General features: G+C 77.6%; 5 protein-coding genes and 1 pseudogene. All 6 read left to right on the forward strand.

What is annotated here, in order from left to right:
• Positions 1 to 20 precede the first annotated feature (20 nt).
• The 6 genes and pseudogenes from IEZ12_RS04050 to IEZ12_RS04075 all read left to right on the forward strand — a co-directional run bounded on the left by IEZ12_RS04050 (position 21) and on the right by IEZ12_RS04075 (position 13,570).
• Positions 21 to 1,028, forward strand: a complete 1,008-nt coding sequence (locus IEZ12_RS04050) for an acyltransferase domain-containing protein (RefSeq protein WP_189270839.1) — start codon at positions 21 to 23, stop codon at positions 1,026 to 1,028.
• Positions 1,029 to 1,176: 148 nt separating this feature from the next.
• Positions 1,177 to 4,128 carry a type I polyketide synthase gene (locus IEZ12_RS04055; protein WP_189270840.1) on the forward strand — a complete coding sequence of 984 codons (2,952 nt, stop codon included), beginning with the start codon at positions 1,177 to 1,179 and terminating at the stop codon, positions 4,126 to 4,128.
• A gap of 17 nt (positions 4,129 to 4,145) precedes the next feature.
• A pseudogene (locus IEZ12_RS04060) lies at positions 4,146 to 10,193 on the forward strand (type I polyketide synthase); the annotation flags it as partial.
• Positions 10,194 to 10,325: 132 nt separating this feature from the next.
• Entirely contained in the window at positions 10,326 to 11,105 is a 780-nt protein-coding gene (locus IEZ12_RS04065; protein ID WP_189270842.1) for an SDR family NAD(P)-dependent oxidoreductase, read from the forward strand.
• Between the two features lie 54 nt (positions 11,106 to 11,159).
• Positions 11,160 to 12,392, forward strand: coding sequence for an SRPBCC family protein (locus IEZ12_RS04070; RefSeq protein ID WP_189270843.1), 1,233 nt, complete (start codon positions 11,160 to 11,162; stop codon positions 12,390 to 12,392).
• On the forward strand, positions 12,389 to 13,570 hold the full coding sequence (locus IEZ12_RS04075) for a 3-hydroxyacyl-CoA dehydrogenase family protein (protein WP_189270844.1): 1,182 nt from the start codon (positions 12,389 to 12,391) through the stop codon (positions 13,568 to 13,570). The genes IEZ12_RS04070 and IEZ12_RS04075 overlap by 4 nt, the downstream gene beginning before the upstream one ends.
• Positions 13,571 to 13,704: the final 134 nt, after the last annotated feature.

Below are 13,704 nucleotides of genomic sequence, written 5' to 3' on the forward strand. Positions count from 1 at the left end.
CGCGCGACGAGAGGCATGCGATGGAGACACCGACCGACCAGGGCCGCCTGCGGGTCGCCCTGCTGTTCCCCGGGCAAGGCGCCCAGCACCCCCGGATGGCCGCCGGCCTGTACGGCGAGTCGCCGGTCTTCACCGCGGCGATGGACCGGGCCTTCGAGCTGCTCGGCCCCGACGGGCCCCGGCTGCGCGCCGAGTGGCTGGCGGCCGAGCCCTCCGCCGCCTTCGACGACGTGACGGTGGCCCAGCCCCTGCTGTACGCGGTGAACCTGGCGCTCGGCCGGACCGTGCTCGGCTGGGGCGTCGAACCGGTCGCGATGCTCGGCCACAGCGTCGGCGAACTCGCCGCCGCGACGCTGGCCGGCGTCCTGGACGCCGAGGACGGCTTCCGGCTGATGCGCAACCGGATCCGGGTGTTCGCCGACACCCCGCCCGGCGGGATGCTCGCCGTCGCCGCCTCCCTCGCCGAGGTCTCCGACCTGCTCGGCGAACACATCCACCTGGCCGCGCTGAACGCCACCCGGCAGCTGCTGCTGGCCGGCGAACGCCACCACCTCGACCGGGCCGCCGACGCGCTCCGGGAGCGCGGCGTGGCCTGCCGGGACGCCCTCGCCCGGCAGGCCTTCCACAGCCCGCTGGTCGACGGCGCCGTCGAGGAGTCGATGCCGGACTGGACGGCGACCCCGCTGCGCCCGCCCGGCCGGACCCTCTACTCCGCCTACACCCGGGGCGTCCTGACGGCCCGTCAGGCCGTCGACCCGGTGTTCTGGGCCCGGCAGGCCGCCGAGCCGGTGCTGTTCGCCCCCACCCTGGACCGGCTGCTCGCCGACCACGACTGCCTGCTGGTGGAGGCCGGCCCCGGCAACAGCCTGAGCGCCCTGGCCCGCCGGCACCCCGGGGTGCTGCGCGGCCGCAGCCGGATCCTGCCGCTGCTGCCGGACCGCCCGTCCGGGGACCGCGCCGACCTGGACGCCGTCGCCGCCGTCCACCGCACCGTCCTCGGCCCGCTCGCCCAGACCCCGACCGCCTGAGACCCGGCCCGACCGCCCGGGGCCCGGCCCCGACCGCTTCGGGCCGGCCCGAGACCGCCCGGGGCCCGCCCGGGACCCGTCGCCCAGAACCCGCCTGCCCGGACCGGTCCCCGCCCGGCCCCGGCGGTCCGCCGAACGGAGGAGACAGATGTCCGCACCACCGCAGCAACCACCGGCCCCGGACGGGCCGGTGGCGATCGTCGGCCTCGCCTGCCGGTTCCCCGGCGCCCCCGACCGGCGGGCGTTCTGGCGGCTGCTCGCCGAGGGCCGCGACGCGGTCGCTCCCGGCACCGGCCCCCGGGCCGGCCGCCGGCCGGGCGGCTACCTGGAGGACACCGAGCTGTTCGACGCCGAGCTGTTCGGGATGTCGGCCCGCGAGGCCGCCGCCACCGACCCGCAGCAGCGGCTGCTGCTGGAACTCGCCTGGCTGGCCCTGGAGGACGCCCGGATCGCCCCCGACGCCCTGCACGGCACCGACACCGGCGTGTTCGTCGGCGCCTGCGCGGACGAACACGCCTTCCTCGCCCGGGCGGCCGGGCCCGCCGCGCTGTCCGCGTACACCCTCACCGGCACCGGCCGGGCGTTCCTGGCCAACCGCCTGTCGTACGCGTTCGGCCTGCACGGGCCGTGCCTGGTGACCGACACCGGCCAGTCGTCCTCGCTGGTCGCCGTCCACCAGGCCGTGCGCAGCATCCGCTCGGGCGAGAGCACGCTGGCGCTGGCCGCCGGGGTCCAGCTGAACCCCACCGCAGAGGGCGACGCGGTCGTCGAGGCGCTCGGCGCGCTCTCCCCGACCGGGCGCTGCCGCACCTTCGACGCCCGCGCCGACGGCATCGTGCGCGGCGAGGGCGCCGCGGTGCTGGTGCTCAAACCGCTGGCGCGGGCCCTCGCCGACGGCGACCGGATCTACTGCACGGTGCTGGGCGGCGCCGTCAACAACGACGGCCGGGGCGCGGGCCTGACCGCCCCCGGGCAGCAGGCCCAGCAGCGGGTGCTGGCCGCCGCGTACGCGGACGCCGGCGTCGACCCGCGGCAGGTCGGCCACGTCGAACTGCACGGCACCGGCACCCGCAGCGGCGACCCGGTCGAGGCGGCCGCGCTGGGCGCGGTGCTCGGCGCGGGCCGGCCCGCGGACCGCCCGCTGCTGGTCGGCTCGGTGAAGACCAACATCGGCCACCTGGAGGGCGCGGCCGGCCTGGCCGGGCTGGTCAAGACCGCGCTCGGACTGCACCACGGCGAACTGCCGCCGAGCCTGCACTACACCGAGCCCAACCCGGCGATCGACCCGGCGGCACTCGGCCTGGCGGTGTGCCGCACGCGCACCGCATGGCCCGGATCGGTCGCCGGCGTCTCCTCGTTCGGCCTGGGCGGCACCAACTGCCACGTGGTGCTGGGCGCCGCACCCGCGCCCGCGTCCGACCCCGCGCCCGCACCCGCGCCCGCGCCCGCGCCCGACCGACCTGATCGGTCCGACCGGCCGGCCGGCCCGGTGCCGCTGGTGCTGTCCGGGCACACCCCGGCGGCGCTGCGCGGCCAGGCGCTGCGGCTGGCCGCGCACCTGTCGGGCGCCCGGGCCGCGGACCCGGCGGCGCTCGGCCTGTCGCTGGCCGTCACCCGGGCCGGGCTGCGGCACCGCGCCGCGGTGGTCGGCGCCGGCCCGGAGGAGCTCGCCGAGGGCCTGCGGGCGCTGGCCCGCGGCGCGCACCCGGACGGGGTGCGCACCGGGCTGCGCGGCACCGGCGGCACCGTGTTCCTGCTGCCCGGCCAGGGCATGCAGCGCACCGGCATGGGCCGTGAACTGCACGGCTCGCACCCGGAGTTCGCGGCGGCCTTCGACCGGGTCGCGGAGGTCGTCGGGCCGCTGCTGGGCACCGGCCTGCACGAGGTGGCGTGGCACCGCGAGGACCTGCTGGACCGGCTGGAGTACGCGCAGCCCGTGCTGTTCGCCCTGGAGGTGGCGCTGTACCGCCTGCTGGAGTCCCGCGGCATCGTGCCCGACCTGCTGGTCGGGCACTCGCAGGGCGAGATCACCGCCGCCCATCTGGCCGGGGTGCTGTCGCTGGAGGACGCGGCGGCGTTCGTGGTCGAGCGCGGCCGGCTGATCGCGAGCCTGCCGCCGGGCGGGGCGATGGTCGCGGTGCAGGCCGCCGAGGACGAGGTGCGCGAGGCGATCGCCGAGCAGTCCGGCCTGGTCGGGGTGGCGGCCGTGAACAGCGACCGCTCGCTGGTGGTGTCGGGCGCCGAGGAGCCGGTGCTGGCGCTGGCCGCCCGGTTCGCGGCGCTCGGCCGCCGCACCCGGCCGCTGCGGATCAGCCGGGCCGGGCACTCCCCGCTGATGGCCCCGATCCAGGACGAGCTGCGCGCCTTCGCGGAGAAGCTGACCTTCCACCGGGCGTCCGGCCCGGTGGTGGTGTCGGCCGTCACGGGCGCCCCCGCCGGACCGGAGGAGCTGGGCAGCGCCGCGTACTGGGCGCACCACCTGTGCGCCACCGTCCGGTTCGGCGACGCGGTGCGCGCCGCCCACGCCCTCGGCGGGCGGTTCTTCGTCGAGGTCGGTCCCGGGCACGGGCTGAGCACCATGGCCGAGGAGGTCGCCGGGGGCGGCGCGGAGGTCTTCGCCGCGCCGCTGGCGACCGCCGAGGAGCGCCGGGGGCTGGCCGAACTGGCCGCCGCCGCCCACGTGTTCGGTCGGCCGGTGGACTGGCGGGCGTACTTCGGCCCGACGGTGGCACCCGTCGACCTGCCCGGCTACGCGTTCCAGCGCCTGCCGTACCGGCTGGCGGACGCCGCCGCCCCGGCCGCCGAGCCGGCGGCGCAGGAGTCTGCGGAGCCGGCCGGCGGCGACCCGGCCGAACTGGTGCCCCGGCACACCCTGGAGATCCTCGGCCGGCCGGCCGGCGCCCCGCTCGACTTCGACGCCTCGTTCAACGACCTGGGCCTGGACTCGCGCGCCGCGCTCGCCCTGTGCACCCGGCTCTCCCGCGACCTCGGCCGGAAGGTCCCCGCCACCGTGCTGTTCGACCACCCCACCCCGGCCCGGCTGATCGAAGCCCTGCGGGCCGCGGCACCCAGCCAGAGCCCCCGGGCATCCCACCGATGAAGGACACCGCTGCAGCGATGACTGACGCCGACACCGCACCCCGCTCCCCCGACGAACCGATCGCGATCGTCGCGATGGCCTGCCGCTACCCGGGGGGCGTGCGCTCCCCCGAGGACCTGTGGCAGCTCGCCGACGAGGGCCGCGACGCCATCGGGCCGTTCCCGACCGACCGCGGCTGGGACCTCGACGCGCTCTACGACCCCACCCCCGGCACCCCCGGCCGCTCGATCACCCGGCACGGCGGCTTCCTCGCCGACGCCGACCGGTTCGACGCCCGGTTCTTCGGCATCTCCCCCCGGGAGGCCGCCGGCATCGACCCGCAGCAGCGGATCCTGCTGGAACTCGCCTGGGAGCTCTTCGAACGGGCCGGACTCGAACAGCGCGCGCTGCGCGGCAGCAGCACCGGCGTGTTCGTCGGCGCGATGGCCCAGGACTACGGCCCGCGGCTGGCCGACGACAGCGCGGACGCCGGCGGCTACCGGATCACCGGCAGCAGCACCAGCGTCGCCTCCGGCCGGCTCTCCTACTTCTTCGGCCTCCGGGGCCCGGCCGTCACCGTCGACACCGCCTGCTCCTCCTCGCTGGTCGGCATCCACCTGGCCGCGCAGGCGCTGCGGCAGGGCGAGTGCGACCTGGCGCTGGCCGGCGGCGTCGCCGTGATGCCCACCCCCGGTCTGTTCATCGACTTCAGCCGCCAGCACGGGCTGTCCCCCGACGGCCGCTGCAAGGCCTTCTCTGACGCCGCCGACGGCACCGCCTGGGCGGAGGGTGCGGGCCTGCTGCTGCTGGAGCGGGCCTCCGACGCGGCCGCCCGCGGCCACCGGGTGCTGGCGCTGCTGCGCGGCAGCGCGCTCGGCCAGGACGGCGCCAGCAACGGCCTGACCGCGCCCAGCGGCCCCGCCCAGGAGCAGGTCGTCCGCGACGCGCTGCGGCGGGCCGGCCTGACCCCGGACCAGGTCGACGCGGTCGAGGCGCACGGCACCGGCACCCCGCTCGGCGACCCGATCGAGGCGCGCGCCCTGGCCGCCGTGTACGGGGCCGGCCGGAGCGGCGCGGAGCCGCTGTGGCTCGGCTCGCTGAAGTCGAACATCGGGCACGCCCAGGCCGCCGCCGGAGTCGGCGGCGTGATCAAGATGGTGCAGGCGATGCGGGCCGGCCGACTGCCCGCGACGCTGCACGTGGGAACCCCCAGCCGGCACGTCGAGTGGGAGGGCAGCGGCCTGGGGCTGCTCACCGCGGCCCGGCCCTGGCCGGAGACCGGGCGGCCGCGGCGCGCCGCGGTGTCCTCGTTCGGCATCAGCGGCACCAACGCCCACCTGCTGCTGGAGCAGCCGCCCGCCGAGGCCGAGGCGGAGCCCTCGCCGGAGGCCGCCGGCCCGTACGTGTGGACGGTCTCCGCGCCGACCCCCGACGCGCTGCGCACCCAGGCCGCGGCCCTCGTCGAGCACCTGCACCGCCGGCCCGGGCTGCGGGCCGCGGACATCGCGCACACGCTGGCGCTGCGCACCCGGTTCGCGCACCGCGGCACCGTGGTCGCCGACGACCGCGCGCAGCTGCTGGCCGGCCTGGAGGCGCTGGCCGAGGGCCGGCCGGCGCCGGCCGCGCCGGGCCGCTACCGCTCTCCGGCCGTCGGCCGGGGCGAGGCGGCGGCCGGGCCGGTGCGGCCGGTGTTCGTCTTCCCGGGGCAGGGCTCGCAGTGGCAGGGCATGGCGGTCGAGCTGATCGACTCCCACCCGGTGTTCCGGGCCTCGATGGAGGCCTGCGCGGAGGCCCTCGCCCCGTACTGCGACTGGAAGTTGACGGACGCCCTGACCGGCGCCCTGCCGGACCGGGTGGACGTGGTGCAGCCCGCGCTGTTCGCGGTGATGGTGTCGCTGGCCCGGCTGTGGCGCTCGGTCGGCGTCGAGCCGGCCGCCGTGGTCGGCCACTCGCAGGGCGAGATCGCCGCCGCGCACGTCGCCGGGGTGCTGTCGCTGGCGGACGCGGCGCGGATCGTCGCGCTGCGCAGCCGGGCGCTGCGCGCGGTGGCGGGCACCGGCGGCATGGTGTCGCTGCCGCTCCCCGCCGATCGGGCCCGGGAGCTGCTGGCGGGCTTCGGCGGCGCGGTGTCGGTGGCGGCCGTGAACGGCCCCGCGATCACCGTGGTGGCGGGCGAGAGCGCCGCCCTGGAGCGGCTGCTGACGGCCTGTGAGCGGGACGGCGTGGACGCCCGCCGGATCGACGTCGACTACGCCTCGCACACCGCCGACATGGACGTGCTGCGCGAGGCCCTCGCCGAGGACCTGGCGGGCGTGACGGCCGGTCCCGCCGAGGTCGCGCTGGCCTCCACGCTGACCGGGCGGCTGCTCGACGGCGCCCCGATGGACGCCGGGTACTGGTTCGACAACCTGCGCAACCCGGTGCTGTTCGACCCGGCGGTGCGCGAACTCGCCCGGGCCGGACACCGGGTGTTCCTGGAGATGAGTCCCCACCCGGTGCTGACCCTGGGCGTCCAGGAGATCCTCGACGACCTGCACGCGGACGGCACGGTGCTGGGCACGCTGCGCCGGGGCAGCGGCGGCGCGGGCCAGTTCCTGGCGGCCGCGGCCGCCGCGCACGGCGCCGGCGTGTCGGTCGACTGGACGGCCGCGCAGCCCGCGGGCCGGCCGGTCGCGCTGCCCGGGTACCGCTTCGAACGGACCCGGCACTGGCTGGAGCCGTCCGGTCCGGCCCGGCCGTCCGGCCCGGCGCTGCTGCCGGACGCGCTGGACCTGCCGGACGGCTCCACGGTGCTGGCCGGGACGCTGTCCGCGGCCCGGCAGCCGTGGCTGGCCGACCACCGGGTCGGCGACGCGGTGCTGCTGCCCGCCACCGGGTTCCTGGAGCTGCTGGCCGAGGCCGGCGCCCGGCTCGGCCTGCCCGCCGTCGAGGAGCTGACGGTGACCGCGCCGCTGCCGGCGCCCGCCGCGGCGGAGGCGGACCTGCGGGTGGTCGTGCGGCCCGCGGACCCGGCGGGCCGCCGGACGGTCTCGATCAGTGCCCGCACCGCGCCGGACGGCTCCTGGCAGGACCACGCGGCCGGCGTGCTCGCGGCCCGGGCCGGGTCGCCGCGGCCGGCCCCCGCGGTGTGGCCGCCGATCGGCGCGACCCCGGTCGACCTGCGGGACGCCTACCCGGCGCTGGCGGCCCGCGGCTACCGGTACGGCCCGTCGTTCACCGGGCTGCGCGCGATGTGGGTGCGCGGCGCCGAGCTGTTCGCGGAGGTCGAGGCCGGTCCGGGCGTACGGGACGGACGCCAGTGGGCGGGCCCGCACCCGGCGCTGCTGGACGCGGCGCTGCACCCGGCCGTGCTGCGCTCCACCGGGCTGCGGCTGCCGTTCTCCTGGCGCGACGTGACGCTCCGGCCGACCCGGTCGGCGGTCCTGCGGGTGGCGCTGACGGTCGAGGAGGGGCGCTGCGCGCTGGTGGCCACCGACGAGCGGGGCGACCTGGTGGCGTCGGTGGGTTCGCTGTCGCTGCGGCCGGTCGCGGACGAGAGCGGGGAGCTGCTGGAGGTGGTGTGGCGGCCGGTGCAGGACGGGCCGGCGCCGGAGCCCCTGCGGTGGGCGGCGGTCGGGCGGGGGCTGGGCTCCGGCACGGCGTACCCGGACCTGGACGCGCTGCCGGATCCGGTGCCGCCGGTGGTGGCGGTGTCCTTCGAGTCGGCGGGCGCGCTGCCGGGCGAGGGCGCGGCGGCGGCGCTGGAGGCGCTGCAGCGCTGGGTGGCGGACCCCCGGTTCGCCGGGTCCGTGCTGGCGGTGGTGACGCGGGGCGCGCAGGCCGTGCTCGGCCGCGAGCCGGTGTCGGGGGTCGCCCAGGCGGCGGTCACCGGACTGCTGCGGGTCGCGCTGGCCGAGCACCCGGGCCGGGTGCTGCTGGTCGACCTGGACGCGGACCCGGCGTCGGTGGCGGCGCTGCCCGCGGCGCTCTCCTGCGGTGAGCCGGAGGTCGCCGTCCGGGCCGGGCGGCTGTACGCCCGGCGGCTGGCCGAGCCGGCCCCGGCGGACCTCAACGATCCTCCGCGGGAGGGGAGTTGGCGGCTGGACGTGACGACGAAGGGCACGCTGGACAATCTGGCGCTGCTGCCGCACCCGGAGGCCGACGCGCCGCTGGGCGCGGGCGAGGTGCGGATCGCGGTGCGGGCCGCCGGGCTGAACTTCCGCGACATCGCGGTCGGCCTGGGCCTGGTCGCCAGCGAGAAGACCATGGGCAGCGAGGGCGCGGGCGTGGTGACCGAGGTCGGCTCCGCCGTCACCGGTCTGGCGGTCGGCCAGCGGGTGTTCGGCGTGTTCGAGCGCTCGCTCGGGCCGGTCGCGGTCGCCGACGCGCGGATGGTCCGCCCGATCCCGGCCGACTGGTCGTTCGCGCAGGCCGCGGGCGTGCCGATCACCTACATCACCGCCTACCAGTGCCTGGTGGAGATCGCCGGGGTGAAGCCCGGCGAGTCGGTCCTGGTGCACACCGCGACCGGCGGCGTCGGCTTCGCCGCGATCCAGCTCTGCCGCCACCTGGGGGCGGAGCTGTACGCCACGGCGGGCCCCGACAAGCACGATCTGCTGCGCGAACTCGGCCTGGACGACGCGCACATCGCGTCCTCCCGCACCCTCGACTTCGAGTCGCACTTCCGCCGCACCAGCGGCGGCCGGGGCGTCGACGTGGTGCTCAACTCGCTGGCGGGCGAGGCGATCGACGCCTCGCTGCGGCTGCTCGCCGACGGCGGCCGGTTCGCCGAGATGGGCAAGACCGACATCCGGGACGCGGCGGCGACCGCGGCCGCCCACCCCGGCGTCCACTACGAGGCGTACAACATCCTGGGCGTGGCGCCGGACCGGATCGGCGAGGTGCTGGACGAGCTGATCGCCCTGTTCGAACGGGGGGCGCTCTGGCATCCGCCGCTGACCACCTGGGACGTCCACGACGGCGCGAAGGCGCTGCGCCACCTCAGCCGGGCCCGGCACCGCGGGAAGATGGTGCTGACCCTGCCGCGCCGGCTCGACCCGGACGGCCTGGTGCTGGTGACCGGCGGGACGGGCGGGCTGGGCGGCACGCTGGCCCGGCACCTGGTGGACCGGCACGGGGTGCGGCGGCTGCTGCTGGTGAGCCGCCGCGGCCCGAACGCCGAGAACGCCGGGGAGCTGGCCGCGGACCTCGCGGCGCGCGGCGCCGAGGTGGTCGTCGAGGCCTGCGACCTGACCGACCGGGAGGCGCTGGGCGCGCTGCTGGCGCAGTACCCGCCCGCCGCCGTGGTGCACGCAGCGGGCGTCCTGGACGACGGCCTGCTGACCGGCCTGACGGCGGCCCGGCTGGCCCGGGTGCTGCGGCCGAAGGCGGACGCGGCGTGGGCGCTGCACGAGCTGACGGCGCACCTCGACCTGTCGGCGTTCGTCCTGTTCTCCTCCGCGGCGGGCGTGCTCGGCGACCCCGGGCAGGGCAGCTACGCGGCGGCCAACACCTTCCTGGACGCGCTGGCCCAGCACCGCCGGGCGCTCGGCCTGGAGGCCACCAGCCTGGCCTGGGGCTTCTGGGAGCAGCGCAGCGGGATGACCGCGCACCTGTCGGAGCAGGACGTGGCCCGACTGGGCCGCTCCGGGATCCTGCCGATGCCGACCGGGCGGGCGCTGGAGCTGTTCGACCGTGCGTTGGCGGGCGGCGGGGCGCTGGCCGTGCCGATCGCGCTGGACGCGGCGGCGGCGCGCGGCGGCCGGCTGGGCGGGCTGCTCGGCGACCTTCGGCCGGCGGCGGCCGCGCCCGTGGTGGCGGCCGCCCGGCCCGAGCCCGCGCAGCCGAGCGGCGCCGGGCCCGACGGCGCGGACCTGCTGGAGCTGGTGCGGGGCCAGGCGGCCGAGGTGCTGGGCTACGGCGGCGCCGAGGACATCCAGCCGGGGACGCCGTTCAAGGAGCTCGGCTTCGACTCGCTGCTGGGGGTCGACCTGCGCAACCGGCTGAACGCGGTGACCGGCCTGCGGCTGCCCGCCGAGGTGGTGATCGAGAACCCGACCCCGGACCTGCTGGTCGCGTTCATCCGGGCCCGGCTCGCCGAGGGCTGACCGGCCCGGCCGGCCCCGCGGCGCCGCCGCGGGGCCGGCCCGCCGGAGCGCGAGAAGCGCTCTGGATCCGTTCTCCAAACGCCCCTGCCAGGCTCGGGCGCGACCGACGACATCGTGAAGGAGAGGCGTCCGATGGAACTTCGAGAAGGCGGCACGGCCCTGGTCACCGGCGCGACCAGCGGCATCGGCCTGGCCGTCGCCCGGGAGCTCGGCGGGCGCGGCGCCGCGGTCTTCCTGTGCGCGCGGGACGGCGACGCGGTCGCCGGGACGGTGGCGAAGCTGCGCGCCGAGGGCGTGCGCGCGGCGGGCACCGCCTGCGACGTGCGCGACGTCGCCGACATCCGCCGCACCGTCGCCGAGGCCAACGCGTTCGGCCCGCTGGACGTGCTGGTGAACAACGCCGGCCGCAGCGGCGGCGGGATCACCGCGGAGGTCCCGGACGAGCTGTGGGACGACGTGATCGCCACCAACCTGACCAGCGTCTTCCGGATGACCCGGGAGGTGCTCGCCGCCGGCCTGGGCGGCCGCGGCTGGGGCCGGGTGGTGAACATCGCCTCGACCGCCGGCAAGCAGGGCGTGGTGTACGGGGCGCCGTACTCGGCGTCCAAGCACGGCGTGGTCGGGTTCACCAAGGCCCTCGGCCTGGAGCTGGCCGGCACCGGGATCACCGTGAACGCGGTCTGCCCGGGCTACGTGGAGACGCCGATGGCCCAGCGGATCCGGGCCGGGTACGCGCAGCACTGGGAGGTCACCGAGGACGAGGTGCTGGCGAAGTTCACCGCCAAGATCCCGCTCGGCCGGTACAGCACCCCGGAGGAGGTGGCCGGCCTGGTCGGCTACCTGGTCACCCCGACCGCCGACGCGATCACCGCGCAGGCCCTGAACGTCTGCGGCGGCCTCGGCAACTTCTGACCCGCCCGCACGCCCCATCCCTCGGACCCTCGCAACAGGAAGGCACCCGCAATCGTGACCACCATCCGGACGACCCACCGGATCGAGGTGTCGGCCCCCGCCGCGGCCGTGTACCGCGTCGTCGCCGACGTCACCTCCTGGCCGCTGTACTTCCCGCCGACCGTCCGCGCCGAACTGGTGTCGGGCGACGACCGCACGCAGGTGATCCGGATCTGGGCGCTCGCCAACGGCGAGCTCCGGACCTGGACCTCCGCCCGCACGCTGGACGAGGCCGCCCTGACCGTCGAGTTCGAGCAGACCACCCCGCGCGACCCGGTGGCGGCGATGGGCGGCGCCTGGCGGATCACCGGCCGCCCGGACGGGACCTGCACGGTGGAGCTGGACCACCACTACCGGGCGGTCGGCGACACCCCGGAGAACCGGGACCGGATCGCCTCCGCCGTGGACGCCAACAGCACCTCCGAACTGGCCGCCCTGAAGGCCGCCGTGGAGCGCACCGCCGAGGAGCCGGAGCTGCTGGTCGCGTTCGAGGACTCCGACACCTTCGCCGGCTCCGTCGAGGACGCCTACGAGTTCGTCCGCGACCTGGCGAAGTGGCCGGAGCGGATCCCGCACGTGCTGCGGATGGAGGTCCGCGAGGAGGTGCCGGGCCTGCAGTCGATGGAGATGGACACCAGGTCCCCGGACGGCTCGGTGCACACCACCCGCTCCGGCCGGGTCTGCCTCGCGCCGACGCTGATCGCCTACAAGCAGACCCGGCTGCCCGGCGTGCTGGCCGCGCACACCGGCGAGTGGGCCTTCGAGGCGGCCGGCGACGGCCTGGTCACCGTGACCTCCCGCCACCGGGTGGTGATCGACCCCGGCAAGCTCGCCTCGCTGCCGCAGCCGCCCGGCACCCTCGCCGACGCCCGGGCCGCGGTCCGCGCCGCGCTCGGCGCGAACAGCCGGGCCACCATCGCGGTGGCCCGCCAGTACACCGAGAACCTGCACCGTGACCCGACCACCCATGAGAGCGAAGGCGGTACTGCCGTGTCCGAGTTGACGTTCGACCAGCTGAGGGGCTTCCTGCTGCGCGCGGTGGGCGAGGAGGACTCGACGGACCTGTCCGCCGACGACCTGGACGCCGAGCTGTCCGCCCTCGGCTTCGACTCCCTGGCCGTGATCGACGTGACCAGCAAGCTGGAGCAGCACTTCGGCATCAAGCTGCCGGAGGAGAGCACCGCCGAGGCGACCACCCCGCGCGGCCTGCTCGACCTGGTCAACGGCGTCCTCGCGACCTCGGCGTGACGCCCGGCCGGAGAGCGGCGGGGACGGCGCTCGCCGAGCAGTGCGACGCCGTCGCCGAGGCGCTGGTGCTCGGCCACCTGAACCGGGCGGTGGCGCTGCACGACGAGGGCGCCGCCTCCCGGGCCGATCTGGACACCGCGATGCGGCTGGGCTGCGGCCTGCCGGAGGGGCCGTTCGGCGCCATCGACCGGCTCGGCCCCGACCGGGTGCACCGGAGGCTGGTCGCCCTGCTGGCCCGCACCGGCGACCCGGCGTTCGCCCCGGCCGCCGGCCTGCTCGCCGCCCGGCCGGACGCCGGGCCGGCCTCCGCCGCGGACCCGGTCGGGTCCGCGGTGCCGGCCCGGCTGGGCGTGCTGGGCTCGGGCACGATGGCCGGCGGCATCGCCGAGGCCGCCGCCCGGGCGGGCGTCCCGGTGGTGCTGGTGGCGCGCGCGCCGGAGTCCGCGCAGCGGGCCCGGACCGGCGTGGACGGCTCGCTGGACCGGGCGGTGCGGCGCGGCCGGGCCACCCGGCAGGACGCGGCGGACACGCTGGCCCGGATCCGCTTCGGCGCGGACCCGGCGCCGCTCGCCGACTGCGACCTGGTGGTGGAGGCCGTCGCCGAGGACGAGCGGGTGAAGCGGGAGGTGTTCGCCCGGCTCGGCGCGCTCTGCGCGCCCGACGCCGTGCTGGCCACCTCCACCTCCAGCCTGTCGGTGGCGCGCTGCACCGAGCCGGCCGGGCGGCCCGAGCGGCTGGTCGGCCTGCACTTCTTCAACCCCGCGCCGGTGATGCGGCTGGTGGAACTGGTCCGCGGCCCCGCCACCGGCGGGCCGGCGCTGGCCGCCGCCCGCGCGCTGTGCGGGCGGCTCGGCAAGACCGTGGTGGAGTCGCCGGACCGCACCGGCTTCCTGGTCAACTACCTGCTGTTCGCCTACCTGGCCCGCGCGGTCCGCGCGGTCGAGCGCGGCGATGCCGACCCGGCCGGCACGGACGCCGCGGTGGAGTCCGGATTCGGCTTCCCGCTGGGACCGTTCGCGCTGCTGGACACCATCGGTCTGGACGTCTCGCTGGCGATCCTGGAGCAGCTGCACGAGGCGTACCGCGAGCCCGACTTCGAGCCGCCGCGGCTGCTGCGCGAAGCCGTCGCCCAGGGCCTGCTGGGCCGCAAGAACGGACGCGGCTTCCGCACCGGGTGAGCACCGGCGGCCGGGCCTCGGGCCCGCTCTCTCGGATCCTGCCGGGCGCCCGACGCCGTGCGCCGGTCCGGGAGAGCGGCCCGGGCACCGGCCGCCGACCCCATTGATCACCGACCGCCGGGTCGGGAAGAGCC

This window comes from Kitasatospora griseola, from assembly GCF_014648555.1.
In the GTDB taxonomy this organism is placed as follows: Bacteria; Actinomycetota; Actinomycetes; order Streptomycetales; family Streptomycetaceae; genus Kitasatospora; species Kitasatospora griseola.

Bases quoted from the DNA above. Each gene is read 5' to 3' on its own strand.
- IEZ12_RS04050 (WP_189270839.1), top strand. From the start codon at position 21: ATGGAGACACCGACCGACCAGGGCCGCCTGCGGGTCGCCCTGCTGTTC.
- IEZ12_RS04055 (WP_189270840.1), top strand. From the start codon at position 1,177: ATGTCCGCACCACCGCAGCAACCACCGGCCCCGGACGGGCCGGTGGCG.
- IEZ12_RS04065 (WP_189270842.1), top strand. From the start codon at position 10,326: ATGGAACTTCGAGAAGGCGGCACGGCCCTGGTCACCGGCGCGACCAGC.